Consider the following 22,998-nt stretch of genomic DNA (forward strand, 5'->3'; position numbering starts at 1 on the left):
GAAGTCGGACTCCAGGAAGTTCGCGTTGCCGTAGCGGTGCGAGGTCTGGAGGCCGGCTCCCCGCCCGTCGGACGGAGCAGGGGTTCTACCGCAGGAAGGGGTCCACCGCCACGGCCACGAAGAGCAGCGACACATAGGTGATCGACCAGTGGAAGAGCCGCATCTCCTTGAGCTTCGCGCCCGTCACCCCGGCCTTGGCCCGGCTGAGCAGCGCGTGCGCCTCCCAGAGCCAGAAGCCGCCGGTCAGCAGCGCCACGGCCGTGTAGAACCAGCCGGTGTAGCCCAGCGGAGTGAGGAGCAGCGACACCGCGACCATCACCCAGCTGTAGGCGACGATCTGGCGGGCGACCACCCGGTTGGACGCGATGACCGGGAGCATCGGGACGCCGACGCGCGCGTAGTCGTCCTTGACCTTCATCGACAGCGGCCAGTAGTGCGGCGGCGTCCAGAAGAAGATGACGGCGAAGAGGATCACCGCGGCCCAGGACATCCCGTTCGTCACGGCGGACCAGCCGATGAGGACCGGCATGCAGCCCGCGATGCCGCCCCAGACGATGTTCTGCGAGGTGCGGCGCTTCAGCAGCATCGTGTAGATCACGACGTAGAAGAGCAGGGCGCCCAGCGACAGCGCCGCCGACAGCCAGTTGACCAGCAGCCCGAACCAGACCGTCGAGACCACCGCGAGGGCGATGCCGAAGGCCAGGCACTCGCGCGGGCTCACCATGCCGGTGACCAGCGGGCGCTGCGACGTCCGGTCCATCAACGCGTCGATGTCGCGGTCGATGTACATGTTCAGCGCATTGGCACCGCCGGCGGACAGATAGCCGCCGATGGTGGTAGTGAGCACGAGCCACAGGTCGGGTACACCCTGAGCGGCCAGGAACATCACCGGAACAGTGGTGATCAGCAACAGCTCGATGATCCGAGGCTTGGTCAGTGCCACGAATGCCTTGACACGGGCCCCGAACGGGCGTTGGCCCCCTGGGCTCGGAGTCAAGGCGACCCCTGCGGGTCGGGACTCGACGGCCGTCACGCACACCCCTGACAGAGAAATCCCAGCAAGCTCCGGGCATGAGGGCCCAGTGAAGACTTGCGCGAACCCGACCACTGTAGACGTTGGGGACAGGCCGCCCTTCGCGGGGGTGCGGTCGTGTTGATGTGGCGCGAAGAGCCGTCCCGGCGGTGCCGCGGGGCCGGCCGCGATGTGCCTCGTACGCATGAGTGACGCACACCTGTCGGAGTGGTCGGCCCGGGGGTGACCCAGGGCACTTCCGGGGCTCCCGCAACCGCGCTCGGGGCCGCTCTTAGGAGCGCCCAGGAGTGGGTCCGCGCGCTCATCGGAGAAGCCCATCGGTGAGCCCTTCCGCTCATACGGGAGGCGGATTCCGCGGGCCGCCCGCACCCTGGTAGGAGCCGGAAAACACGGGTACGGACGGGGGTAGGCTCGACAGCATCCGGTGCGGTCACAGTCACCGGTCTACAACAGTTGGAGAGGAGCCCTGACTCAGGGTGAGCACCAAGCCGACCACCACAGACCTCCAGTGGACCGAATTGGACCAGCGGGCCGTGGACACCGTCCGCGTCCTCGCCGCGGACGCCGTACAGAAAGTCGGAAACGGCCACCCGGGCACGGCGATGAGCCTGGCTCCCGCCGCGTACACCATCTTCCAGAAGGTGATGCGGCACGATCCTGCGGACGCGGACTGGACCGGCCGCGACCGGTTCGTGCTCTCGGCGGGCCACAGCAGCCTGACCCTGTACATCCAGCTCTACCTGGCCGGCTACGGCCTGGAGCTGGACGACCTGAAGTCGTTCCGCACCTGGGGCTCCAAGACCCCGGGGCACCCGGAGTACGGCCACACCACCGGGGTCGAGACGACGACCGGTCCGCTGGGCCAGGGTGTCGCCAACGCGGTGGGCATGGCCATGGCCGCCCGCTACGAGCGCGGCCTGTTCGACCCGGAGGCGGCCCCCGGCACCTCCCCGTTCGACCACATGGTGTGGGTCGTCGCCGGTGACGGCTGCCTCCAGGAGGGCATCTCGGCCGAGGCGTCCTCGCTGGCCGGCCACCAGAAGCTGGGCAACCTGGTCCTGCTGTGGGACGACAACCACATCTCCATCGAGGGCGACACGGAGACCGCGGTCTCCGAGGACACCGTCAAGCGCTACGAGGCGTACGGCTGGCACGTCCAGCGCGTCGACCAGCTGCCCAACGGCGACCTGGACCCCGAGGGCCTCTACAACGCACTGCTGGCCGCCAAGGCCGAGACCGGGCGCCCGTCGTTCATCGCGGCCCGCTCGATCATCGCCTGGCCCGCCCCGCACGCCCAGAACACCGAGGCGTCGCACGGCTCGGCGCTCGGCGACGACGAGGTCGCCGCGACCAAGAAGGTGCTCGGCTTCGACCCGGAGAAGTCCTTCGAGGTCGCCGACGAGGTCATCGCGCACACCCGCCGCGCCCTGGACCGGGGCCGTGAGGCGAAGGCCGAGTGGCAGAAGGGCTTCGACGCCTGGCGCGCCGCCAACCCGGAGCGCGCCGCCGACTTCGACCGGATCGCCGCGGGCGAGCTGCCCAAGGGCTGGGAGGACAGCCTGCCGGTCTTCGAGACGGGCAAGGGCGTCGCCACCCGTGCCGCGTCCGGCAAGGTGCTCCAGGCGCTCGGCGGGATCATCCCCGAGCTGTGGGGCGGCTCCGCCGACCTGGCCGGTTCGAACAACACCACGATCGACAAGACGTCGTCGTTCCTCCCGGCGGGCAACTCGCTGCCGGAGGCCGACCCGTACGGCCGCACGATCCACTTCGGCATCCGCGAGCACGCCATGGCCGCCGCCATGAACGGCATCGCGCTGCACGGCAACACCCGCATCTACGGCGGCACCTTCCTGGTGTTCTCCGACTACATGCGCAACGCCGTGCGCCTGTCCGCACTGATGCACCTGCCGGTGACCTACGTGTGGACGCACGACTCGATCGGCCTCGGCGAGGACGGCCCGACCCACCAGCCGGTCGAGCACCTGGCCTCGCTGCGCGCCATCCCGGGCCTCAACGTCGTGCGCCCGGCCGACGCCAACGAGACCGCCATCGCCTGGCGCGAGATCCTGCGCCGCTACACCAAGGTGTTCGGCGAGGGCGCCCCGCACGGTCTGGCGCTGACCCGCCAGGGCGTGCCGACCTACGAGGCGAACGAGGACGCGGCCAAGGGCGGCTACGTGCTCTTCGACGCCGAGGGCGGCGAACCGCAGGTCGTGCTGATCGGCACGGGCTCCGAGGTCCAGCTCGCCGTCGAGGCGCGCGAGGAGCTCCAGGCGGCCGGAATTCCGACCCGTGTGGTGTCGATGCCGTGTGTCGAGTGGTTCGAGGAGCAGGAACAGGGTTACAAGGACTCCGTCCTGCCGCCGTCGGTCAAGGCGCGTGTGGCCGTCGAGGCGGGCATCGCCCTGACCTGGTACCGCTACGTGGGGGACGCCGGCCGGATCGTCTCGCTGGAGCACTTCGGCGCTTCGGCGGACGCGAAGGTCCTGTTCCGCGAGTTCGGCTTCACCGGCGAGAACGTCGCCGCCGCCGCCCGGGAATCCCTCGCCGCCGCAACGCGCTGACGCCTTTATACGACTAGTAGGAGATGCAATTCCCATGACAGACGCACTCAAGCGCCTCTCCGACGAGGGCGTGGCGATCTGGCTCGACGACCTCTCGCGCAAGCGGATCACCTCGGGCAACCTGGCCGAGCTGATCGACCAGTCCCACGTCGTGGGGGTCACGACCAACCCGTCGATCTTCCAGAAGGCCATCTCGCAGGGCGACGGCTACGACCAGCAGCTCGCCGACCTCGCGGCCCGCAAGGTGACCGTCGAGGAAGCGATCCGCATGATCACCACCGCGGACGTCCGGGACGCGGCCGACATCCTGCGCCCGGTCTTCGACGCGACGGACGGCCAGGACGGCCGGGTCTCCATCGAGGTCGACCCGCGCCTGGCGCACGACACGACGGCCACGGTCGCCGAGGCCAAGCAGCTGGCCTGGCTGGTGGACCGCCCGAACACGCTGATCAAGATCCCGGCGACCAAGGCGGGCCTGCCCGCGATCACCGAGACGATCGCCCGGGGCATCAGCGTCAACGTCACGCTGATCTTCTCGCTGGAGCGCTACCGCGCGGTCATGGACGCCTACCTGGCGGGCCTGGAGAAGGCGAAGGCCGCGGGCCTGGACCTCTCCAAGATCCACTCGGTGGCGTCGTTCTTCGTGTCCCGCGTGGACACCGAGATCGACAAGCGCCTGGACGCCGTCGGCGGCGACGAGGCGAAGGCCGCGAAGGGCAAGTCCGCCCTGGCCAACGCCCGGCTGGCCTACGAGGCGTACGAGGAGGTCTTCGCCGGTGAGCGCTGGGCCGCCCTGGACAAGGCGCACGCCAACAAGCAGCGTCCGCTGTGGGCCTCGACCGGCGTGAAGGACCCGGCGCTCAAGGACACCCTGTACGTCGTGGACCTGGTCGCGCCGAACACGGTCAACACCATGCCGGAGGCGACCCTGGACGCGGTGGCGGACCACGGCGAGATCACCGGCAACACCGTCGCCGGTGCGTACGACCAGGCGCGCGCCGACCTCGACACCATCAAGAAGCTCGGCGTCGACTACGACGACGTCGTGCAGGTGCTGGAGGACGAGGGCGTCGAGAAGTTCGAGGCCGCCTGGAATGACCTGCTCAAGTCGACCGAGGCGGAGCTGCAGCGCCTCGCCCCCTCGAAGGGCTGACCATTTTGTCTGGTGTTCCCGGAGCCAACCCGCTCCGTGACGCCCAGGACCGACGGCTCCCGCGCATCGCGGGGCCGTCGGGCCTGGTCATCTTTGGCGTCACGGGCGATTTGTCCCGTAAAAAGCTGATGCCCGCTGTCTACGACCTGGCCAATCGCGGCCTGCTGCCGCCGGGCTTCTCGCTCATCGGTTTCGCGCGCCGCGACTGGGAGGACGAGGACTTCGCCCAGGTCGTCCACGACGCCGTCAAGGAGCATTCCCGTACCCCCTTCCGCGAAGAGGTCTGGCAGCAGCTCAGCCAGGGCATGCGCTTCGTGCAGGGCAACTTCGACGACGACGTGGCCTTCGAGACCCTGAGGGCCACGATCGAGGAGCTGGACAAGGCGCAGGGCACGGGCGGCAACTTCGCCTTCTACCTGTCCGTCCCGCCGAAGTTCTTCCCCAAGGTCGTCCAGCAGCTCAAGAAGCACGGGCTGGCCGACCAGAAGGAAGGCAGCTGGCGCCGCGCCGTCATCGAGAAGCCGTTCGGCCACGACCTGAAGAGCGCGCAGGATCTCAACCAGATCGTGCACGACGTCTTCCCGCCGAACGAGGTCTTCCGGATCGACCACTACCTCGGCAAGGAGACCGTCCAGAACATCCTGGCGCTCCGCTTCGCCAACACGATGTTCGAGCCGATCTGGAACCGCAGTTACGTCGACCACGTGCAGATCACGATGGCCGAGGACATCGGCATCGGCGGCCGGGCCGGATACTACGACGGCATCGGCGCCGCCCGCGACGTCATCCAGAACCACCTGCTCCAGCTGCTCGCGCTGACCGCGATGGAGGAGCCCGGCTCCTTCCACCCTAAGGCCCTGGTCGCCGAGAAGCTCAAGGTGCTCACGGCGGTGGAGCTGCCCGAAGACCTGGGCAAGCACACCGTGCGCGGCCAGTACACGCACGCCTGGCAGGGCGGCGAGGAGGCCCTCGGCTATCTGGAGGAGGACGGCATCGACCCCAAGTCGAAGACCGACACCTTCGCCGCGATCAAGCTGACGATCAACAACCGCCGCTGGGCGGGCGTGCCGTTCTACCTGCGCACCGGCAAGCGGCTCGGCCGCCGGGTCACGGAGATCGCGGTCGTCTTCAAGCGCGCCCCGTACCTGCCCTTCGAGTCCGGCGCCACCGAGGAGCTGGGCGGCAACGCCCTGGTCATCCGGGTGCAGCCGGACGAGGGCGTCACCGTGCGGTTCGGCTCCAAGGTGCCCGGCACCTCGATGGAGGTGCGGGACGTCACGATGGACTTCGCGTACGGCGAGTCCTTCACGGAGTCCAGCCCGGAGGCGTACGAGCGGCTCATCCTCGACGTCCTGCTCGGCGACGCCAACCTCTTCCCCCGCCACCAGGAGGTCGAGCTCTCCTGGAACATCCTCGACCCGATCGAGGAGTACTGGGACAAGCACGGCAAGCCCGCTCAGTACCCGGCCGGCACCTGGGGTCCGGCCGAGGCGGACGAGATGCTCGCACGCGACGGACGGAGCTGGCGCCGGCCATGAAGATCGATCTCACGGAAACCACGTCCAGCAAGATCAACCAGGCGCTCATCTCGGCCCGGCGCGCGGTCGGCGCCCCGGCGATCGGGATGGTCCTCACCCTCGTCATCGTCACCGACGAGGAGAACGCCTACGACGCGCTGAAGGCGGCGAGCGACTCCTCGCGGGAGCACCCCTCGCGGATCATCGCGGTCATCAAGCGGCTCAGCCGGTCGCCGCGCACCCGCCGCGACGCGCGGCTCGACGCCGAGATCCGGGTCGGCTCCGACTCGGGCTCCGGCGAGACCGTGGTGCTCCGGCTCCACGGCGAGCTGGCCAACCACGCCCAGTCGGTCGTCCTGCCGCTGCTGCTGCCGGACGCCCCGGTGGTGGTGTGGTGGCCGCAGGACTCCCCCGCCGACCCGGCGAAGGACGCGCTCGGCGCGCTGGCCCAGCGCCGGATCACCGACACCTACTCGGCCGAGCACCCGCTCGACGAGCTGGGGGTGCGCGCCGCCACGTACCGGCCCGGTGACACGGACCTGGCGTGGACGCGCATCACGCCGTGGCGTTCGATGCTGGCCGCCGCGCTCGACCAGCAGCCGGCGGAGATCGTCTCGGCCACGGTCGAGGGCGAGTCGGACAACCCAAGCTGCGAGCTGCTGGCCATGTGGCTCGCGGACCGGCTCGGGGTCCCGGTGGAGCGCACCACGTCCGGCGGCCCCGGTCTGACGGCCGTCCGGATGGTCACCAAGAACGGCGACATCGTCCTGGACCGGGCCGACGGCTCGCTCGCCACGCTCTGCATGGTGGGCCAGCCGGACCGCGCGGTGGCGCTCAAGCGCCGCGAGACGGCGGAGCTCCTCGCGGAGGAGCTGCGGCGCCTGGACCCGGACAACATCTACGAGTCGACCGTGAAGTTCGGTCTGGACCGCCTCCACAAGGCGGGCTCCGGCGAGTCGGCGAAGGCGGAGGCTCCGGCCCCCGCCGCGAAGAAGGCCGCCCCGGCGAAAAAGGCGGCGGCGAAGTGACCGGAGTCCCGCAGCTCGTCGTGCACCGCGACAAGGAGCTGATGGCGCAGGCCGCCGCGGCCCGGCTGATCACGAAGATCGTGGACGCCCAGGCCGCGCGCGGCGACGCCTCGGTGGTGCTCACCGGCGGGCGCAACGGCAACGGCCTGCTGGCCGCGCTCGCCGCCGCGCCCGCCCGGGACGCGGTCGACTGGTCGCGGCTCGACCTGTGGTGGGGCGACGAGCGGTTCCTGCCGGAGGGCGATCCGGAGCGCAACGTCACGCAGGCCCGCGAGGCCCTGCTGGACGCCGTGCCCCTGGACCCCTCGCGGGTGCACGTGATGCCGGCGTCGGACGGCCCCTACGGTCCGGACGCCGACGCCGCGGCCGCCGGGTACGCGGCCGAGCTGGCGGCGGCCGCCGCGCCCCAGGACCACGGCCCGGTGCCGGAGTTCGACGTGCTGATGCTGGGTGTCGGCCCGGACACGCATGTCGCCTCGCTCTTCCCGGAACTGCCCGGGGTGCGGGAGACCGAGCGCACCGTCGTCGGTGTGCACGGAGCGCCCAAGCCGCCGCCGGTCCGGGTCTCGCTGACGCTGCCCGCCATCCGGGCGGCGCGCGAGGTGTGGCTGCTGGCCGCGGGCGAGGACAAGGCGGAGGCGGTCGCGATCGCCCTGTCCGGGGCCGGAGAGATCCAGGCGCCGGCGGCCGGGGCGTACGGCCGCGCCCGCACGCTGTGGCTGCTGGACGCGGCGGCGGCCTCCCGCCTCCCGCGCGCCCTGTACCCGCCGGCTTCCGCCTGACCGCCCGTCAGCGGGGCTGCCCACGGGCCCGGTTCGCCCTTCGGGGCGGGCCGGGCCCGGCGCGTTCCCGGGGCGATACGTGAAAGGCTCGGCCGCATGCGTATCGGAACCGTGGTGATGGGCGCGTCGGACGTGGCGCGCGCGGCGGCCTTCTGGAAGGCGGCCCTGGGTTACGTGGAGCGGGAACCGGCCCGGGACGACTGGGTGGTCCTGGTCCCCGCCGAGGGGCCCGGGGCCGGGCTCGCCCTCGGCCGCAGCGATTCCCCGGTCCAGGAGGTGCCCCGGGTCCACCTCGACCTGTACACGGAACAGCAGGACGCCGAGGTGGCCCGGCTGCTCGCACTGGGCGCGGCGGAGGTCGACTGGGAGCTGTATCCGGAGAACCCGGACTTCGTGGTCCTGGCAGATCCGGAGGGCAACCGCTTCTGCGTCATCGACACGACACACGGCTGAGGGGCCCGCCGGGGCGGTGCGCTCCGGCGGGCCCGGGCGGGGCTCAGCGCCCGCGCAGCTCGCGGTAGGTGGAGACGAGCGCGGCGGTGGAGCTGTCCAGCTGCTCGCCGCCCTTGCCCTCGGTCAGGACGGGCTCGATCTTCTTGGCGAGGACCTTGCCGAGTTCGACGCCCCACTGGTCGAAGGAGTCGATGTTCCAGACCGCGCCCTGGACGAAGACCTTGTGCTCGTACAGGGCGATCAGCTGGCCGAGCACCGACGGGGTGAGCCGGTCGGCGAGGATCGTCGTCGTGGGGTGGTTGCCCCGGAACGTCTTGTGGGCCACCAGCTCCTCGGGGACGCCCTCGGCGCGCACCTCGTCCGGCGTCTTGCCGAAGGCCAGGGCCTGGGTCTGGGCGAAGAAGTTGGCCATCAGCAGGTCGTGCTGGGCGACCAGCCCGGGCAGCAGGTCCTCTACCGGCTGTGCGAAGCCGATGAAGTCGGCCGGGATGACCTTCGTACCCTGGTGGATCAGCTGGTAGTAGGCGTGCTGGCCGTTGGTGCCGGGGGTGCCCCAGACGACCGGTCCGGTCTGCCAGTCGACGGGGTTGCCGTCGCGGTCCACGGACTTGCCGTTGGACTCCATGTCCAGCTGCTGGAGGTACGCGGTGAACTTGGACAGGTAGTGGCTGTAGGGCAGCACCGCGTGTGACTGGGCGTCGAAGAACGCGCCGTACCAGACGCCCAGCAGGCCGAGCAGCAGCGGGGCGTTCTCCTCGGCCGGGGCGGTCCGGAAGTGCTCGTCGACGAGGTGGAAGCCGTCGAGCATCTCGCGGAACCGGTCCGGGCCGATGGCGATCATCAGCGAGAGGCCGATGGCGGAGTCGTACGAGTAGCGGCCGCCCACCCAGTCCCAGAACTCGAACATGTTGGCCGTGTCGATGCCGAAGTCCGCGACCTTCTCCGCGTTGGTCGACAGCGCCACGAAGTGCTTGGCGACGGCCTCCTGACCGGCCCGCAGGCCGGTGAGGAGCCAGTTGCGGGCGGAGGTGGCGTTGGTGATCGTCTCGATCGTGGTGAAGGTCTTCGAGGCGATGATGAACAGCGTCTCGGCCGGGTCGAGGTCGCGGACGGCCTCGTGCAGGTCGGCGCCGTCCACGTTGGAGACGAAGCGGAAGGTGAGCGAGCGGTCCGTGAAGGAGCGCAGCACGTCGTACGCCATGGCGGGGCCCAGGTCCGAGCCGCCGATGCCGATGTTGACGATGTTCTTGATGGGCTTGCCGGTGTGGCCGGTCCACTCCCCCGACCGGACGCGGTCGGAGAAGGCCGTCATCTTGTCGAGCACCGCGTGCACGGCCGGCACCACGTTCTCGCCGTCGACCTCGACGACGGCGTCACGCGGGGCGCGCAGCGCGGTGTGCAGGACCGCCCGGTCCTCGGTGGTGTTGATCTTGTCGCCGCGGAACATGGCGTCACGCAGTCCGAACACGTCGGTGGCCGCGGCGAGTTCACGCAGAAGCGTCAGCGTCTCGTCGGTGACGAGGTGCTTGGAGTAGTCGAGGTGCAGGTCGCCGACCCGCAGGGTGTACCCGGTGCCGCGCTCCGGGTCGTCCGCGAACAGCTGGCGCAGATGGGTCGACCCGAGCTGCTCACGGTGCTTGCCCAGCGCCGCCCATTCCGGCGTCTGGTTGAGCCTGGTACGGCTTGTTGCGTTCATCCCGGACATCAGCCCACTTCTCTCGTAACCGCAGTTCCCCGCTGCCCCTCCAACCTAATTGATCAGGCGGCCGGACAGTGACAACGGCAGGCTGCGGCACGAGGAAGCATTCCGGCCGGGCACCCGAGGGGTGTCCGGCCGGTGAACGTCTCTAGATCTCGCCGCGCAGTTTCGCCAGGGCCTCGGCGAGGATGGCCTCGCCGTCCGCGTCGCTGCGGCGCTCGCGTACGTACGCGAGGTGCGTCTTGTACGGTTCGGTGCGCGGCGGGTCGGGCGGGCTCTCCGGGTCCTGGCCTGCCGGGAAACCGCAGCGGGGGCAGTCCCAGGTGTCCGGTACCTGCGCGTCATGGGCGAAACTGGGCTGCGTCTCGTGCCCGTTCGAGCACCAGAAGGAGATGCGGAGCCGTGGTGCGGACTCGCCGCGCTCGGCCTCCCCCATCGGCCCCGCCCCGACCCGGCTTCCCCGGATCGCGTTGCCACTTGCCACGGTCGTAACTCCCTGCGTGATGGTGCTCGAAGATGCCCCAGTCTACGTAAGGCCCAACGCGCGTCCAGGGGAAGGAGTTACACCGTCACCGGGAAACGCGTACGACGGGTCAGTTGTCGAGCTTGATGAGCAGACCAAGCACCACGATGCACGCGAACCAGCCCAGACCGACCACGACGGTGATGCGGTCGAGGTTGCGCTCGGCAACCGAGGAACCGCCGACGGAGGACTGCATGCCGCCACCGAACATGTCGGAGAGACCGCCGCCCTTGCCCTTGTGCATCAGCACCAGCAGCATCAGCAGCAGGCTGAAGACGATCAGGGCGATCTCGAACCCCAGAATCACGGCTGGTCCCTACTTTCCGGAAATACCGACTGCGTGTGACGAACAACGGGGGCCGGGAGGTCGCCCTCCCCGGCCCCCGCAAGGGTACGACGGATCCGCGCTACCGCATACTCACTGGTCGCGGAAGCGGACGATCTTGACGAACTCGTCCGCGTCGAGCGCCGCGCCGCCGATCAGGGCGCCGTCGACGTCGGGCTGGGCCATGATCGCGGCCACGTTGCCGGACTTCACCGAGCCGCCGTACTGGATGCGGACCGCGTCGGCCAGCTCCTGCGAGTACAGCTCGGCGAGGCGGACGCGGATCGCACCGCAGACCTCCTGAGCGTCCTCCGGGGTGGCGACCTCGCCGGTGCCGATGGCCCAGACCGGCTCGTAGGCGACCACGATGGACTCGGCCTGCTCGGCCGGGATGTCCTTCAGGGCGCCGTCGAGCTGCGCGAGGGTGTACGCGACCTGCTCGCCGGCCTTGCGGACGTCCAGGCCCTCGCCGACGCAGAGGATCGGGGTCAGGCCGTGCTTGTACGCGGCCTTCACCTTGGCGTTGCAGACCTCGTCGGACTCGCCGTGGTACTGGCGGCGCTCGCTGTGGCCGACGGCGACGAAGGTGCACTTCAGCTTGGCGAGCATGGGGCCGGAGATCTCACCGGTGTACGCGCCGGAGTCGTGCGCCGAGATGTCCTGGGCGCCGTACTTGATCTTCAGCTTGTCGCCGTCGACCAGCGTCTGCACGGAGCGCAGGTCGGTGAAGGGCGGCAGGACGGCGACCTCTACGGCGTCGTAGTCCTTGTCGGCCAGGGCGAAGGCGAGCTTCTGGACGTGCGCGATGGCCTCGAGGTGGTTGAGGTTCATCTTCCAGTTGCCCGCCATCAGCGGGGTGCGAGTGGTCATGAAAGGTCAGTCCTCCAGAGCGGCGAGGCCGGGAAGCGTCTTGCCCTCGAGGTATTCGAGGCTGGCGCCGCCACCGGTCGAGATGTGTCCGAACGCGTTCTCGTCGAAGCCCAGGATGCGGACCGCGGCGGCGGAGTCGCCACCGCCGACCACGCTGAAGCCCGAGGAGTCGACGAGGGCCTGGGCGACGGCCCGGGTGCCCTCGGCGAAGTCGGGGTGCTCGAAGACGCCCATCGGGCCGTTCCAGAAGACGGTGGCCGCGTCGGCGAGCTTCGATGCGTAGAGCTTGTTGGTCTCCGGACCGTTGTCCAGGCCCATCTGCCCGGCCGGCATGGCGTCGGCGGGGACGGTGTCCGGGTGGGCCGGGGCCTTGGTCTTCAGGTCCGGGAAGGCGGGCGCGACGACGACGTCGACGGGGAGCACGAACTCCACACCCTTCGCCTCGGCGCGCCGCAGGTACTCCTGGACCGCGGGGATCTGGTCCTCCTGGAGCAGCGAGCTGCCGACCTCGTGGCCCTGGGCCTTGAGGAAGGTGTACGCCATGCCGCCGCCGATGAGGATGCGGTCGGCGCGCTCCAGCAGATGGTCGATGACGCCCAGCTTGTCGGAGACCTTGGCGCCGCCGAGGACCACCGCGTAGGGACGCTGGACGTCGTCGGTGAGCTTCTTCAGGACGCCGACCTCGGTGGCGATGAGGTCGCCCGCGGCGTGCGGGAGGCGGGCCGGGAGGTCGAAGACCGAGGCGTGCTTGCGGTGGACGGCGCCGAAGCCGTCGCCCACGTACAGGTCGGCCAGCTCGGACAGCTGGTCGGCGAACGCGCCGCGCTCGGTGTCGTCCTTGGAGGTCTCGCCGGGGTTGAAGCGGAGGTTCTCGATGACCGCGACCTGGCCGTCGGTGAGCGCGGCGACCGTGGCGCGGGCGGACTCGCCGACCGTGTCGGTCGCGAACGCCACGTCGGCGCCGAGCAGTTCGCCGAGCCGGGTGGCGGCGGGGGCCAGCGAGAACGCCGGGTCCGGGGCGCCCTTGGGGCGGCCCAGGTGCGAGGCGACGACGACCCGGGCGCCGGCCTCGGCGAGCTTCCGGACGGTCGGGGTGACGGCGCGGATGCGGCCGTCGTCGGTGATGGTGGTGCCGCTCAGCGGCACGTTGAGGTCGGCGCGGACGAATACCCGCTTGCCGGCGACCCCTTCGGCGAGAAGTGCGTCGATCGTCTTCATCTGTCTGGACTCCTTGGAGGACGAGTGAGCATGCGAGGGGGCTCGAACAGCGCAGCGTCGCGCTGTTCGAGCCCCGTGCTCACATCGAGATGCCTGCCGGTGCGGCGGTGCTCAGAGCTGGCCGCCGACGAAGACGGTGAGGTCCACGAGACGGTTGGAGTAGCCCCACTCGTTGTCGTACCAGCCGAGGATCTTCACCGTGTTGCCCTCCTGGACCATCGTCAGGGAGGAGTCGAAGGTGCAGGACGCCGGGTCGCTGACGATGTCCGAGGACACGATCGGGTCCTCGGTGTAGTACAGGATGCCCTTGAGGTCGCCGTCGTCGGCGGCCTTCTTGAACGCGGCGTTGACCTCGTCCTTGGTGACCTCGCGCTGGAGGGTCACGACCAGGTCGGTGGCCGAACCGGTCGGGACCGGGACGCGCATCGCGATGCCGTCGAGCTTGCCCTTGAGCTGCGGCAGGACCAGGGCGGTCGCCTTGGCGGCGCCGGTCGTGGTCGGGATGATGTTCTCGGCGGCGGCGCGGGCGCGGCGCAGGTCCGAGTGCGGGAAGTCCAGGATGCGCTGGTCGTTGGTGTACGCGTGGACCGTCGTCATGAGGCCCTTGACGATGCCGAAGTTCTCGTCCAGAACCTTGGCCATCGGGGCGACACAGTTGGTCGTGCAGGACGCGTTGGAGATGACGTGGTGGTTGGCCGCGTCGTACTTGTCCTGGTTGACGCCCATCACGATGGTGATGTCCTCGTCCTTGGCCGGAGCCGAGATGAGGACCTTCTTCGCGCCACCGGCGATGTGCTTCTCGGCGTCGGCCTTCTTGGTGAAGATGCCGGTCGACTCGATGACGATGTCGACGCCCAGCTCACCCCAGGGGATGTCGGCCGGGTTGCGCTCGGAGAGCACCTTGATGGTGTGGCCGTCGACGGTGATGGTGTCGGCGGTGTGGCTGACCTCTGCCTTGAGACGACCCAGGATGGTGTCGTACTTCAGCAGGTGGGCCGTGGTCGCGGTGTCACCCAGGTCGTTGACAGCCACGATCTCGATGTCCGCACCCTGCTCCAGCAGCGCGCGGAAGTAGTTGCGACCGATGCGGCCAAAGCCGTTGATGCCTACGCGGATCGTCACGAACCGATCTCCTCGTTAGGTACGCCGGTTTTCGACGCCGGCGAGTTGTATGGGATGTCCCCGACCGCCTCCGACCCTACCTCTCCGGAGCCGCCGGGGTGACATCGAGCGGGGCCGGAAAGCGCGCGGAAGGCCCGTACTCCCCAGTAGGGGTACGGGCCTCCGGGTGCCGTACGGCCTTCCCTGCGGCGATTACGCAGCGTCAACGGCCGCGGGCCGGCGGGCCGTTCCCCTCCCGGGGCGCGCGCCGCGGGCCCGGCTCAGCCGACCAGGCCGTCGGCCAGCTCTTCGCTGAGAGTGGATTCCGTGCCGGGGATGCCCAGGTCCTGGGCGCGCTTGTCGGCCATCGCGAGGAGCCGCCGGATGCGGCCCGCGACCGCGTCCTTGGTCAGCGGCGGGTCGGCGAGGGCGCCCAGCTCCTCCAGCGACGCCTGCTTGTGCTCCATGCGCAGCCGCCCGGCCGCCGCCAGGTGCTCCGGGACCTCCTCGCCCAGGATCTCCAGGGCGCGGCCGACCCGGGCGCCCGCGGCGACCGCGGCCCGGGCGGAGCGGCGCAGGTTCGCGTCGTCGAAGTTGGCGAGGCGGTTGGCGGTGGCCCGGACCTCGCGGCGCATCCGGCGCTCCTCCCAGGCCAGCACCGATTCATGGGCGCCGAGCCGGGTGAGCAGGGCGCCGATCGCGTCGCCGTCGCGGACGACGACCCGGTCCACGCCGCGCACCTCACGGGCCTTGGCCGCGATGGAGAGCCGGCGGGCGGCGCCGACCAGGGCGAGCGCGGCCTCCGGGCCCGGGCAGGTCACCTCCAGCGAGGAGGAGCGGCCCGGCTCGGTGAGCGAGCCGTGCGCCAGGAACGCCCCGCGCCAGGCGGCCTCGGCGTCGCAGGTGGCCCCCGAGACCACCTGCGGGGGGAGACCGCGGATGGGGCGGCCCCGGCCGTCGACGAGCCCGGTCTGGCGCGCCAGCTGGTCGCCGCCCGCCACCACCCGTACGACGTAGCGCGAGCCGCGCCGCAGCCCGCCGGGGGCCATCACGATCAGCTCCGAGCTGTGCCCGAAGATCTCCAGGATGTCCCGCTTGAGCCGGCGCGCCGCCATCGCGGTGTCCAGCTCCGCCTCGATCACGATCCGGCCGCTCACCAGGTGGAGGCCGCCCGCGAACCGGAGAATCGCCGAGACCTCTGCCTTTCTGCAGCAGGTCCGGGTCACGGGAAGCCGGGAGACTTCGTCCTTCACCGCCGGCGTCATCGCCATGGGCCGATCCTTCCATGCATCCGAAAAATACGGTCGTACGCGGCGGCCAACAGCTCCGGATCATGGATCGGAACGCCGTCGGGTGAGGCCACGGGCGCCAGCTCGACCGCGGCACCGAGCCGTTTGGCTGCGTCGGCGAGTGACTCGCGGTCGGGCACGGCGGCCTCGTCGGCCAGCACCACGTCCAGGGCGAGTTTAGGGGCGTGTCGTCCCAAAACCTCCAAATGACGCTGCGGTGAGAAGCCTTCTGTTTCACCGGGCTGCGGTGCGAGATTCAGCGAGAGGACCTTGCGGGCCTTCGTCTCGATCAGCGCGTCCAGCAGTTCGGGGACGAGCAGGTGCGGGATGACCGAGGAGAACCAGGAGCCGGGGCCGAGGACCACCCAGTCCGCGTCCCGGACGGCGGCGACCGCCTCGGGGACGGCCGGCGGGTCGGCGGGGACCAGGTGCACGGACTGGACCTCGCCCGGGGTGAGGGCGACGGTGGCCTGGCCGCGCACGGTGTCCACGTCCTCCGGGCGGTCCGGGTCGTGGCCCTTGACGAGGGCCTGGAGCTCCAGCGGCACGGCGGACATGGGCAGCACCCGGCCGTGCGCGCCGAGCAGCTTGCCGACCAGGTCCAGGGCCTGGACGTGGTCGCCCAGCTGCTCCCAGAGGGCGACGATCAGCAGATTGCCGACCGCGTGCTCGTGCAGGTCGCCCTTGGACTGGAAGCGGTGCTGGATGACCTGGGCCCAGGTCTGGCCCCACTCGTCGTCGCCGCACAGGGCGGCCAGCGCCTTGCGCAGGTCGCCGGGCGGCAGCACGCCCAGCTCCTCGCGCAGCCGCCCGCTGGAGCCGCCGTCGTCGGCGACGGTGACCACGGCGGTCAGATCGCCGGTGATCCGGCGCAGCGCGGTGAGGGAGGCCGACAGGCCCCGGCCGCCGCCGAGGGCGACGACCTTGGGCTGGGCGCCGCGCTTGCGCACGGAGAGTGCGGGCGCCGTGCCCCGCAGCCGGCGCAGGCGCAGATTGCGACTGCTCACTCGCGCCCCATGTCCCTGTGTACGAGCACGGTCTCGATCCCCTCCGTGGCGAGCCGGGCCGCCAGCTTCTCGGACATGGCCACCGAGCGGTGCTTGCCGCCCGTGCAGCCCACCGCGATGGTCACATAGCGCTTGCCCTCGCGGCGGTAGCCGGCGGCGACGAGCTGGAGCAGCTCGGTGTACTGGTTGAGGAATTCCTTGGCGCCGGGCTGGTCGAAGACGTACGAGGAGACCTCCTCGTTGAGCCCGGTGAAGGGGCGCAGCTCCGGCACCCAGTGCGGATTCGGCAGGAAGCGGCAGTCGACCACCAGGTCGGCGTCGACCGGCAGGCCGTACTTGAAGCCGAACGACATCACGGTGGCACGCAGCTCCGGCTCCTCGTCGCCGGCGAACTGGGCGTCCATCTTGGCGCGCAGCTCGTGGACATTGAGGCTGGAGGTGTCGATCACCAGGTCGGCGTCGCCGCGCAGCTCGCGCAGCAGGTCGCGCTCGGCGGCGATGCCGTCCACGATGCGGCCGTCGCCCTGGAGCGGGTGGGGGCGGCGGACCGACTCGAAGCGGCGGACCAGGGCGTCGTCGGAGGACTCCAGGAAGACCACCCGGCGGGTGACGCCCTTGGCGTCCAGGTCGGCGAGGGATTCGCGCAGGTTGTCGAAGAAGCGGCGGCCCCGCACGTCGACCACGACGGCGATCCGGGCCACGTTGCCCTGGGAGCGGGCGCCGAGCTCCACCATGGTGGGGATCAGCGCGGGCGGCAGGTTGTCCACGACGAACCAGCCGAGGTCCTCCAGACACTTGGCCGCGGTGCTGCGCCCGGCGCCGGACATACCGGAGATGATCACCAGCTCCGGGATGGCCGCCACGGCGTCGCCCGTCTCGGTCGGGGTGCCCGTACTCACGTGTGCTGCTCCGTCTGCTCGGTCCGTGCGGTCGTGCCCGTGTTCGGGCTCGTGCTCGGTTCGTTCGTGCTCGGTCATGTCGTGCTGCCCCCGTCGTCCTCTTCCATGATCTCTCCTGTGGCCGTGTTCACGGCGGGTGCGGCCGGGGCGGCCGCCGCGAGGGCGACGGCCACGGACTCCGCTGTCCTGCGGCCTATCCCGGGAACCTCGCAGATCTCCTCGATTGTCGCCTGCCTCAGCTTCTTGACGGAGCCGAAATGCTTGATCAGGGCCTGCTTCCGGGTGTCCCCCAGGCCGGGGACGGCGTCCAGCGGGCTGGCGCGGATGCGCTTGGCCCGCTTGGCGCGCTGGTAGGTGATGGCGAAGCGGTGCGCCTCGTCGCGGATGCGCTGGAGGAGGTACAGGCCCTCGCTGGAGCGGGGCAGGACCACCGGGTCGTCGTCATCGGGCAGCCAGACCTCTTCGAGGCGCTTGGCGAGACCGCAGACGGCGATGTCGTCGATGCCCAGCTCGTCCAGGGCCCGCTTGGCGGCGGCGACCTGCGGCTGCCCGCCGTCCACGACGAGGAGTTGCGGCGGGTACGCGAAGCGCTTGGGGCGGCCGTCGTCCTCACGGGCCTCTCCGGCGGCCGGGGCGCCCCCGTCGCCGTCGTCCGGGACCGCCGGGACGGGACCGGTGGGCGCCGGCGTCTCCTCCCACTCGCCGGTGCGCTCCTTGTCCTGGAGGTAGCGGCGGAAACGGCGGCTGATCACCTCGTGCATCGAGCGGACGTCGTCCTGCCCCTCGAAGCCCTTGATCTGGAAGCGGCGGTACTCCCCCTTGCGGGCGAGACCGTCCTCGAAGACCACCATGGACGCGACGACGTCCTCGCCCTGGAGGTGGGAGATGTCGAAGCACTCGATGCGCAGCGGGGCGGTGTCGAGGTCCAGGGCCCCGGCGATCTCCTCCAGGGCCCTGGAGCGGGTGGTGAGGTCGGAGGCGCGCTTGGTCTTGTGCAGACCGAGCGCCTGCTGGGCGTTGCGCTGGACGGTGACCATCAGGTCCTTCTTGTCGCCGCGCTGCGGGATGCGCAGGCTGACCTGGGAGCCGCGCCGGTCCGCGAGCCACTGGGAGACCGCCTCGGGGTCCTCGGGCAGGGCCGGGACCAGGACCTCCTTGGGGACGGCGTCGCCGCTCTCCTCCCCGTACAGCTGCTGGAGGGCGTGCTCCACGAGGCCGGAGGTGTCGACGTTCTCCACCTTGTCGGTGACCCAGCCGCGCTGGCCGCGGACCCGGCCGCCGCGCACGTGGAAGATCTGGACGGCGGCCTCCAGCTCGTCCTCGGCGACCGCGATGAGGTCGGCGTCGGTGGCGTCGGCGAGGACGACGGCGCTCTTCTCCATCGCGCGCTTCAGGGCCTCGACGTCGTCGCGCAGCCGCGCGGCCCGCTCGTACTCCATCTCCTCGGCGGCCGCCATCATGTCCTTCTCCAGGCGGCGGATGTACGTGCCGGTGCGGCCGGCCATGAAGTCGCAGAAGTCGTCGGCCAGTTCGCGGTGTTCCTCGGGGGTGACGCGGCCGACGCAGGGGGCCGAGCACTTGCCGATGTAGCCGAGGAGGCAGGGGCGGCCGGTCCGCGCGGCGTTCTTGAAGACTCCGGCGGAGCAGGTGCGGACGGGGAAGACGCGGAGCATCAGGTCGACCGTCTCGCGGATCGCCCAGGCGTGCCCGTACGGACCGAAGTAGCGCACGCCCTTCTTCTTGGCGCCGCGCATCACCTGGACGCGGGGGAACTCCTCGTTCAGCGTGACCGCGAGGTACGGATAGCTCTTGTCGTCGCGGTACTTGACGTTGAACCGGGGGTCGAACTCCTTGATCCAGGAGTACTCCAGCTGGAGCGCCTCGACCTCGGTGGACACCACGGTCCACTCCACGGAGGCGGCCGTGGTCACCATCGTGCGCGTACGCGGATGCAGACCGGCCAGGTCCTGGAAGTAGTTGGCCAGACGCTGGCGCAGGTTCTTGGCCTTCCCGACGTAGATCACCCGGCGGTGCTCGTCGCGGAATTTGTAGACCCCCGGGGAGTCGGGGATCTGTCCCGGCTTGGGGCGGTAGCTGGAGGGGTCTGCCATGCTCCCCACCCTACTTGCGGGCAGTGACAGCGCGGTGCGGCCGGACGGCGCCGCGCTCCGGGGCAGGGGTGGGGTCACCTGTCCCGGAGCGCGGGTCATGGGCCGGGCCCCGGTTCACCCGGTCCGGCGGCGGCCCCTCAGGCGCAGGGCGGCGACGCCGCCCAGGGCGAGTACGGCGACGGCGCCCCCGGCGGCCGCGGTGGAACCCGCGGTCAGGGCGGACCCGGTGGAGGTGGAGGCCGCGGCGATGGCGGGGCCGGAACGCTCCTCCGCCCCGGGCCCGTAGCCGCCCGCCTCGCCCTTGCGGGCGTACGCGGAGCCGGGGAGCTTGTCCGCGTAGGCCGCGTGGACCCGGGTGCGGTAGGCGGAGAGCGTCGTCCCCCGCTTGCCGACCGCCCGGACGGCGTCCCGGTCGAGCGGGAGGACCCGGTCGCCCTTCTGCACGTACCAGGCGTCGATCTGAGGCTCGTGGAAGACGAGGCCGCCGGGCAGCTTGCGGGCGCCCGCCTCGGAGTAGCGCGCCTCGTCGTCGCCGGTGGCGATGTTCACCACCTGCCAGTCCCCGCCCCTGCCGGGCTCGGGCAGCGTCCAGAGCGACGCCTTCTGCCCGTCCGAGGAGACGGCGGTGCTGGCCAGGTAGTCGACGGAGGCGACGGGGGCGCCCTGCTCACCCGCGACGAACGCGGCGGACAGGGTGCGCACGGGCACGGCCTCGCCCTGGATGCGGGGTGCGGCGGCCTTCTCGCTGACGGCGCCCTCGCGGGCGAAGAACCGGGACAGGGTGTTCAGGGTGGTGGTGTCGGTGGCCGCCTCGTGGGCCGCGGCCAGGGCGGCGGGGCCGGTCCGGGGGCCGTCTGCCGCGGCCGCCTGCGGGGCGGCGGTGAGCAGGGCCGTGCCGGCGAGGACACCGGCGGCGGCCAGGGCGGCGGCGAGGGGGCGGCGGGCGGGCCGGAAACTGGTGGTGGTCATGGCGTCACGCCCCGATCCGGTAGAGCGAGTGGGTCCAGGAGAACTCGCTGTTGTTCACGTACCAGGCGTGCGAGGCCCAGTTGTAGCGGTTGCTGGAGGGCCAGGGGTCGCCCCAGTAGACGAGGCTGTTGGCGTCGTCGTAGCCGTACAGCACGTGCATGTGGCCGCCGCCCGACGACCACTGGATGCGGGTCTCGACCGGGCGTCCGGCGGCTATCTCCGTCTGCACGGTGGAGTAGCGCAGCCAGCCGTTGACGTACGAGCCGGGGCTGATGCCCGCCCAGTACAGGGCGTTCTGCACGTTGTCGAGGGCGGCCTGCGAGTTGGGGCACTCGTACCCCTGGGCGCGGCCGAAGGCGGCGTTGCAGAACTGGTTCTGGCTGTAGTCGCGGCCGAACCAGGTGGCGATGGTGTTGCCGGACGCGGCCCAGCACCAGTTGGACTTCTGCTGCGCCTGCATCGTGATGTTCAGCCGCCTGGTGGCGGCGAGGGCGGCCGTCGGGGCGGCCGCGGTCCGGTCGGCGGCCCGGACCGAGGCGGTGGCGGTGCGGGGCTGGTCGGCGGCGGTGGCGGTCGCCGTGGGGACGGCGAGCAGCACGGCGGCCAGTACGGCTGTCACCGACAGCCGGGCCGGCCTGGTTCCTGGGTTGCGCATGGCGTTCCTCCCGGGGCGGGGGGTGGGGGTTCCGAGGAGCGCGTCCGGACGCTGTGGAGGAGCATCAACCGTTGTCGGGGACGGGTCAACGCGCTTGAATGCGGGTGAACACCGCGGTGTGAACGCCCGGGGCCGAGGTGTGAACGCGCGCCCCCGACCACCTGCGGACCGGCACCCGCCGCCGCGGCCCCGTGCCCGGCCGGCGTGAACGTTCACCTGGAGGACCCATGCGGCACACCGAGGCCGAACTGGCGCAGGTGCTGCACACCGGACCGTTCCACCTGGCCCTGCGTACCGCGCTGTCGGTGCGCGGGCTGCCGCTCCAGCGGGTCCGGCACCATCTGGCGCACAGGGGGATCAAGCTCGGCGTGACCAGCCTGAGTTACTGGCAGCAGGGTGCCCGCCGCCCGCAGCGCCCGGAGTCGCTGCGCGCCGTGAAGGCCCTGGAGGAGGTCCTCGCCCTGCCGCCGAACTCGCTCCTCGGCCTCCTGGACGCCGAGGAACCCCGCCCGGACACCGAGCGCCCGCCCGCGCGCACGTACCGCTCGCTGGTGGAGACCTCCGGGGTCGTGGAGCGGCTGCTCGCGGGGCTGGAGTCACCGGCGGACGGCGGGCTGCACACGGTGGGCCACCAGGAGCGGGTACGGATCGGGCCGGGCCGCCAGATGCAGCAACGGACCTCCCAGCACGTGGTGCGCGCCCACCGGGACGGCATCGACCGCTATCTCGCGGTGTACGTCGGGGACCCGGGGTGCGATCCGGCGCGGGTCGCGGTGCGCGCCCGGGAGAACTGCCGGACGGGCCGGGTCCGCTGGGACCGCGAGACGGGCGTCCTGGTCGCGGAGCTGCTGTTCGACACCCGGCTGCGGGCGGGCGACACGTACCTCTTCGGCTACGGCTTCGAGGACGGCACGGGCGGGCCCTGCGGCGAGTACATGCGCGGCTTCACCTTCGGCGGCGGGCAGTACGTGCTCCAGGTCGGCTTCGCCGAGGAGGCGCTGCCGGTACGGTGCCGGAGCTTCGCCCAGGCGTCGGCCGGCGCGCCCCGGGGCGCCCGGGCGGAGCTCACGCTGACCGGCCGGCACCGGACCGTGCATCTGGTGGAGCAGGGGGTGCGGCCGGGGCTGGTGGGGATCGACTGGGACTGGGAGTAGACCGGGAGCGATTCCCGGATCAGGCGTCGGGCCCCGCGATCAGCTTCCCGCCCTCGACGCGGACCGGGACGGCGGGCAGCGGCACGGTCGCGGGGCCGTGCAGGGCCTTGCCGGTCGTGGTGTCGAAGCGGCTGCCGTGGCAGGGGCAGTGGCCCTCGTTCTTCTCGACCTTGTCCAGCAGACAGCCGGCGTGGGTGCACTGGGCGCTGAACGCCTTGAACTCCCCCTTGGCCGGGCAGGTCACGACGACGCGCTGCTCCCGGTAGAGCTTGGACTGGCCGACGGGGATCTCGTCGGGCGTGCCGAGCTCGACGGGGGCGGTGGGGGTCGGCGTCTGGGCGTGGCCGAGCTTCGAGTCGGTCGAGCAGGCGGCGGCTCCCAGCCCGGCGACGCCCGCGAGAGCGGCGCCCTTCAGCACGGTGCGGCGGGCGGCGGGCTGGCCGGACATGCGGTCTCCACGGGTCGGGCGGTCAGATCGGGAAACCGTGCCGGAGCTGCCCGGGGCGGCCTCGGCATCGGTGACGTAACCGACGATACCGGCGGAGACGGACGCCCCCGCGCGCGGGCCGGTCGTGGCTCGCGGAGGGCGGGAACGCGGCGAGGCGGCGGCCCCCGACCGCCCGCAGGATGTAGTCGTCCTCGCCGAAC

Annotated in this window: 21 protein-coding genes; 7 read left to right on the top strand and 14 right to left on the bottom strand. The window is 71.2% G+C overall.

Features of this window, described 5'->3' with window-relative positions; all coding sequences use genetic code 11:
• Positions 1-85: 85 nt before the first annotated feature.
• Entirely contained in the window at positions 86-1,039 is a 954-nt protein-coding gene (locus ABZ565_RS33990; protein ID WP_361035795.1) for a heme o synthase, read from the bottom strand.
• Between the two features lie 470 nt (positions 1,040-1,509).
• Between ABZ565_RS33990 and tkt the strand changes: the two genes are divergently transcribed.
• The 6 genes from tkt to ABZ565_RS34020 all read left to right on the top strand — a co-directional run bounded on the left by tkt (position 1,510) and on the right by ABZ565_RS34020 (position 8,530).
• The gene (gene tkt / locus ABZ565_RS33995; RefSeq protein WP_361035798.1) at positions 1,510-3,597 is read left to right on the top strand and encodes a transketolase; all 2,088 of its coding nucleotides are present in this window, start codon (positions 1,510-1,512) and stop codon (positions 3,595-3,597) included.
• Between the two features lie 34 nt (positions 3,598-3,631).
• Complete coding sequence (tal, locus tag ABZ565_RS34000; protein ID WP_361035801.1) at positions 3,632-4,750, top strand: transaldolase; 1,119 nt, start codon at positions 3,632-3,634, stop codon at positions 4,748-4,750.
• A 5-nt stretch (positions 4,751-4,755) separates the two neighbouring features.
• Positions 4,756-6,288 (top strand): glucose-6-phosphate dehydrogenase, encoded by a 1,533-nt coding sequence (gene zwf / locus ABZ565_RS34005; protein WP_361035804.1) that lies wholly within the window; start codon positions 4,756-4,758, stop codon positions 6,286-6,288.
• A complete protein-coding gene (gene opcA / locus ABZ565_RS34010; protein ID WP_361035807.1) occupies positions 6,285-7,295 on the top strand; it encodes a glucose-6-phosphate dehydrogenase assembly protein OpcA in 1,011 nt (336 codons plus the stop codon). The genes zwf and opcA overlap by 4 nt, the downstream gene beginning before the upstream one ends.
• Complete coding sequence (pgl, locus tag ABZ565_RS34015) at positions 7,292-8,077, top strand: 6-phosphogluconolactonase (protein ID WP_164401360.1); 786 nt, start codon at positions 7,292-7,294, stop codon at positions 8,075-8,077. The genes opcA and pgl overlap by 4 nt, the downstream gene beginning before the upstream one ends.
• A 96-nt stretch (positions 8,078-8,173) precedes the next feature.
• Positions 8,174-8,530, top strand: a complete 357-nt coding sequence (locus ABZ565_RS34020) for a VOC family protein (RefSeq protein WP_361035811.1) — start codon at positions 8,174-8,176, stop codon at positions 8,528-8,530.
• A gap of 43 nt (positions 8,531-8,573) precedes the next feature.
• Here ABZ565_RS34020 and pgi read toward each other — a convergent pair whose 3' ends face one another.
• The 12 genes from pgi to ABZ565_RS34080 all read right to left on the bottom strand — a co-directional run bounded on the left by pgi (position 8,574) and on the right by ABZ565_RS34080 (position 21,196).
• The gene (gene pgi / locus ABZ565_RS34025; protein WP_361035814.1) at positions 8,574-10,226 is read right to left on the bottom strand and encodes a glucose-6-phosphate isomerase; all 1,653 of its coding nucleotides are present in this window, start codon (positions 10,224-10,226) and stop codon (positions 8,574-8,576) included.
• A gap of 151 nt (positions 10,227-10,377) precedes the next feature.
• Positions 10,378-10,713: an RNA polymerase-binding protein RbpA gene (locus ABZ565_RS34030; protein WP_073864697.1), complete on the bottom strand. Its 336-nt coding sequence runs from the start codon at positions 10,711-10,713 to the stop codon at positions 10,378-10,380.
• A gap of 109 nt (positions 10,714-10,822) precedes the next feature.
• Positions 10,823-11,059: a preprotein translocase subunit SecG gene (secG, locus tag ABZ565_RS34035; protein ID WP_018104607.1), complete on the bottom strand. Its 237-nt coding sequence runs from the start codon at positions 11,057-11,059 to the stop codon at positions 10,823-10,825.
• 111 nt (positions 11,060-11,170) lie between these two features.
• Positions 11,171-11,947 carry a triose-phosphate isomerase gene (gene tpiA, locus ABZ565_RS34040; RefSeq protein ID WP_361035819.1) on the bottom strand — a complete coding sequence of 259 codons (777 nt, stop codon included), beginning with the start codon at positions 11,945-11,947 and terminating at the stop codon, positions 11,171-11,173.
• 6 nt (positions 11,948-11,953) lie between these two features.
• Complete coding sequence (locus ABZ565_RS34045) at positions 11,954-13,165, bottom strand: phosphoglycerate kinase (protein ID WP_361035822.1); 1,212 nt, start codon at positions 13,163-13,165, stop codon at positions 11,954-11,956.
• Positions 13,166-13,276: 111 nt separating this feature from the next.
• Complete coding sequence (gap, locus tag ABZ565_RS34050; protein WP_073968324.1) at positions 13,277-14,287, bottom strand: type I glyceraldehyde-3-phosphate dehydrogenase; 1,011 nt, start codon at positions 14,285-14,287, stop codon at positions 13,277-13,279.
• 260 nt (positions 14,288-14,547) lie between these two features.
• Entirely contained in the window at positions 14,548-15,537 is a 990-nt protein-coding gene (gene whiA, locus ABZ565_RS34055; RefSeq protein WP_018104603.1) for a DNA-binding protein WhiA, read from the bottom strand.
• Positions 15,528-16,562: a uridine diphosphate-N-acetylglucosamine-binding protein YvcK gene (gene yvcK, locus ABZ565_RS34060; protein ID WP_361035826.1), complete on the bottom strand. Its 1,035-nt coding sequence runs from the start codon at positions 16,560-16,562 to the stop codon at positions 15,528-15,530. The genes whiA and yvcK overlap by 10 nt, the downstream gene beginning before the upstream one ends.
• On the bottom strand, positions 16,559-17,539 hold the full coding sequence (rapZ, locus tag ABZ565_RS34065; RefSeq protein ID WP_361035829.1) for an RNase adapter RapZ: 981 nt from the start codon (positions 17,537-17,539) through the stop codon (positions 16,559-16,561). Before rapZ ends, yvcK begins: the two co-directional genes overlap by 4 nt.
• The gene (uvrC, locus tag ABZ565_RS34070; protein WP_361035832.1) at positions 17,536-19,572 is read right to left on the bottom strand and encodes an excinuclease ABC subunit UvrC; all 2,037 of its coding nucleotides are present in this window, start codon (positions 19,570-19,572) and stop codon (positions 17,536-17,538) included. Before uvrC ends, rapZ begins: the two co-directional genes overlap by 4 nt.
• A 114-nt stretch (positions 19,573-19,686) precedes the next feature.
• The gene (locus tag ABZ565_RS34075) at positions 19,687-20,541 is read right to left on the bottom strand and encodes a hypothetical protein (protein ID WP_361035835.1); all 855 of its coding nucleotides are present in this window, start codon (positions 20,539-20,541) and stop codon (positions 19,687-19,689) included.
• A 4-nt stretch (positions 20,542-20,545) separates the two neighbouring features.
• Positions 20,546-21,196, bottom strand: a complete 651-nt coding sequence (locus tag ABZ565_RS34080; RefSeq protein WP_361035838.1) for a papain-like cysteine protease family protein — start codon at positions 21,194-21,196, stop codon at positions 20,546-20,548.
• 227 nt (positions 21,197-21,423) lie between these two features.
• Here ABZ565_RS34080 and ABZ565_RS34085 point away from each other — a divergent pair, with 227 nt between their 5' ends.
• Positions 21,424-22,350: a hypothetical protein gene (locus ABZ565_RS34085; RefSeq protein ID WP_361035841.1), complete on the top strand. Its 927-nt coding sequence runs from the start codon at positions 21,424-21,426 to the stop codon at positions 22,348-22,350.
• Positions 22,351-22,369: 19 nt separating this feature from the next.
• Here the strand turns inward: ABZ565_RS34085 and ABZ565_RS34090 are convergent, their stop codons facing one another.
• Positions 22,370-22,798 carry a Rieske (2Fe-2S) protein gene (locus ABZ565_RS34090; RefSeq protein ID WP_361035844.1) on the bottom strand — a complete coding sequence of 143 codons (429 nt, stop codon included), beginning with the start codon at positions 22,796-22,798 and terminating at the stop codon, positions 22,370-22,372.
• Between the last annotated feature and the right edge of the window lie 200 nt (positions 22,799-22,998).

This window comes from Streptomyces sp. NPDC016469, from assembly GCF_040632905.1.
GTDB lineage: Bacteria > Actinomycetota > Actinomycetes > Streptomycetales > Streptomycetaceae > Streptomyces.

Excerpts from the sequence above, each read along its gene's own strand:
- ABZ565_RS34075 (WP_361035835.1), bottom strand. The coding sequence starts at position 20,541 with ATGACCACCACCAGTTTCCGGCCCGCCCGCCGCCCCCTCGCCGCCGCC.
- ABZ565_RS34045 (WP_361035822.1), bottom strand. The coding sequence starts at position 13,165 with ATGAAGACGATCGACGCACTTCTCGCCGAAGGGGTCGCCGGCAAGCGG.
- ABZ565_RS34090 (WP_361035844.1), bottom strand. The coding sequence starts at position 22,798 with ATGTCCGGCCAGCCCGCCGCCCGCCGCACCGTGCTGAAGGGCGCCGCT.
- uvrC (WP_361035832.1), bottom strand. The coding sequence starts at position 19,572 with ATGGCAGACCCCTCCAGCTACCGCCCCAAGCCGGGACAGATCCCCGAC.
- whiA (WP_018104603.1), bottom strand. The coding sequence starts at position 15,537 with ATGGCGATGACGCCGGCGGTGAAGGACGAAGTCTCCCGGCTTCCCGTG.
- tpiA (WP_361035819.1), bottom strand. The coding sequence starts at position 11,947 with ATGACCACTCGCACCCCGCTGATGGCGGGCAACTGGAAGATGAACCTC.
- ABZ565_RS34085 (WP_361035841.1), top strand. The coding sequence starts at position 21,424 with ATGCGGCACACCGAGGCCGAACTGGCGCAGGTGCTGCACACCGGACCG.
- tal (WP_361035801.1), top strand. The coding sequence starts at position 3,632 with ATGACAGACGCACTCAAGCGCCTCTCCGACGAGGGCGTGGCGATCTGG.
- ABZ565_RS34080 (WP_361035838.1), bottom strand. The coding sequence starts at position 21,196 with ATGCGCAACCCAGGAACCAGGCCGGCCCGGCTGTCGGTGACAGCCGTA.
- rapZ (WP_361035829.1), bottom strand. The coding sequence starts at position 17,539 with ATGACCGAGCACGAACGAACCGAGCACGAGCCCGAACACGGGCACGAC.
- pgi (WP_361035814.1), bottom strand. The coding sequence starts at position 10,226 with ATGAACGCAACAAGCCGTACCAGGCTCAACCAGACGCCGGAATGGGCG.
- opcA (WP_361035807.1), top strand. The coding sequence starts at position 6,285 with ATGAAGATCGATCTCACGGAAACCACGTCCAGCAAGATCAACCAGGCG.
- ABZ565_RS34020 (WP_361035811.1), top strand. The coding sequence starts at position 8,174 with ATGCGTATCGGAACCGTGGTGATGGGCGCGTCGGACGTGGCGCGCGCG.